Here is a 2,116-nt window from a genome sequence, read left to right as displayed (position 1 = left end):
CATTCGTCCGGGGCCGCATCGGCGTCCTCGCGGAACAGGTACTGCTTCCACTCGCGGTCGCCCTCGGCCCCCCAGTCACCGAGGTCGGCGTGGGGGCAGACGCCGTCGTACTCGCCCATGCGATCGCGGATGGTCTCGCGGGCGCGCTCGCCCGCCTCGGTGTCGGCCGTGATCCCCTCGAAGACGGTCCGCGGCTGGAAGGTGATCTCTAGCCCGACCGGCGAGTACCGGCTCTTCCGGTCGTCGTAGAAGGGGGCGCGGGAGGTCGGGAACAGCGCCTCGCCGCCGAAGCAGAACTCCCAGCGCGGGGTGTCCGGATCGGTGGGAATGTCCTCGGGCCACGGCTCCGGGTCGTGGACGTGGAGGAACTCCAGCACGTGCCAGAGCCGCTCGTGGTAGTGCGCCTCGCCGCGGTCGTCGTCGGGCGGGTTGAAGAACACCGCGAGCGGCGCGCGGTCGGCGTGGTCCCCGTAGGTGGCGAGGTATTCGAGGAGCGTGTCTCGCAGCCGGAGGAGGGCGGCCGGGTCCGTCGTCGACTCGCAGGCGGCGTACAGGAGGTCACCCTCTCGCTCGACCTCGATGCCGAAGTAGCAGGGGAACGGCGACCCGTCGCGCTCGCCGAGCATCGACTCCCGGAAGGTGCGGTAGTGCTCCCGCAGCCAGCCCGGGGCCTCGTCCAGTCGGTCGTGGAGCGTCTCCTGATCCAACAGCACGCCCTCGGTTCCGGGCTCGTTCATACTCCTGTTGGGTGGTAGACGAGCATTTGCCTTTCGACGACCCCACCGAGACGGGAACGACGGACACGCGGAGGGCCCCCGCTCAGGACCCATCGTCCGGTCGCTCCGCCCGTCGATCGAAGACGTCGAGAACCGGCCCCAGATCTGCCAGTCTTGGGAGTCGGACCTCCCGGTCGCGAAGCTCGACGACGACGGACCGGGTAGCCGTCAGGCGGTCGATCCGGTCGCGCTCGACGCGGAGGCCCTCCTCGTCCCACGGCTCGATCCGCCACAGTACCCCGCCGAACAGTCGGTCGTACGCGACGATCGAGGGATCCTCGTCGTCGATCCGGTACTCCAGCGGGCCGTACCGGATCAGCGAGTCGAACGCAGGAGCGGTCACCGGGGCCGTGACCGCGAGCAGGGCGAGTCCGACGGCGAGCAGGGTCGCGCCCGAAATCCCGGCTAGAAGCGTCGCAGTCGCGAGGAACGCCGCGAGGAGCCAGCCGCCCGGTCGTCGTATCCCGGCGAGCGGATGGCCGAGGACGCGGCCGATTCCGGTCGGTCGAAGTCGGCGGTCGGGATCCGGCACCGGATCGAGGTCCCGTTCGCGGGCGGGCAGGTCGTACGCCCATCCGAGGTCGTAATCCGTCGACTCGTCGAACACGACCAGCCGGTCGCCGTACAGGGCCGCGAGATCGAACGCGAACTTGACGAGCACGGCGAGCCCGAGGACGATCGGACCGAACGTCGTCGGCTCCGCGACCTCGCCGATTGGGACGTCGGCGTCGTCGGCGACGGCTGCCGCGACGAGTGGGACGACGAAGAACCCGACGAGCAGGAGCGTCGCCATCCGGAGGAGGACTCCCCGGAGGGCAGTCCCCGCGCTCTCGTCGCGGTAGCCCCCGCGATAGAAGTAGTCGACCGCGGTTCGGAGGGCCTCGGCGGCGGCTATCCCGACCGCGGCGAGAAGGGCGGTTCCGACCGTCTCGGGACGTACGCCTTCGGCCCCGGCGAGTGCCAGCAGTATCGGTCCGGTGACCGCCCACAACACGGCGAGAAACGGGACGAGAACTGCCAGAGAGAACAGCGAGGAGAGGTGGACCCGAACGCCGGTCCGCGGGACCGGAACCGAGAGCCGCTTCTCGACTATCGCGCCGAACACCAGCACGTTCGCGTCGAACCCGCTCGGACGCCCGGCGAAGACGCCGCGGAGGACCGCGAACGCCGCCACCACGCCCAGCTCGAACCAGTAGACCGTGACGAGCGTCGTCGCGTCCCAGCCGAGCGCGACGACGCCGACGAGGGGGAGGAGGTTCGCGATCCCGACGGCGACCGCTGCCGACCGGCTGGCGTCGGGCGACCGCGGGAGGGCGACCACGCCGGACGCTCGTCGCGAT

The 2,116-nt window shown here is 70.7% G+C and carries 2 protein-coding genes; both read right to left on the bottom strand.

From position 1 onward, the window contains the following. On the bottom strand, positions 1-737 hold a 737-nt coding region (locus tag BN903_RS12915), incomplete at its 3' end, for a YqcI/YcgG family protein (protein WP_048078124.1). Positions 738-819: 82 nt separating this feature from the next. Beyond that, positions 820-2,116, bottom strand: a 1,297-nt coding sequence (locus BN903_RS12910) for a DUF6498-containing protein (RefSeq protein WP_052334970.1), incomplete at its 5' end; no start/stop codon positions are given.

The sequence above is a fragment of the Halorubrum sp. AJ67 genome, from assembly GCF_000513435.1.
This window is presented reverse-complemented; position numbering and strand designations above follow the sequence as displayed.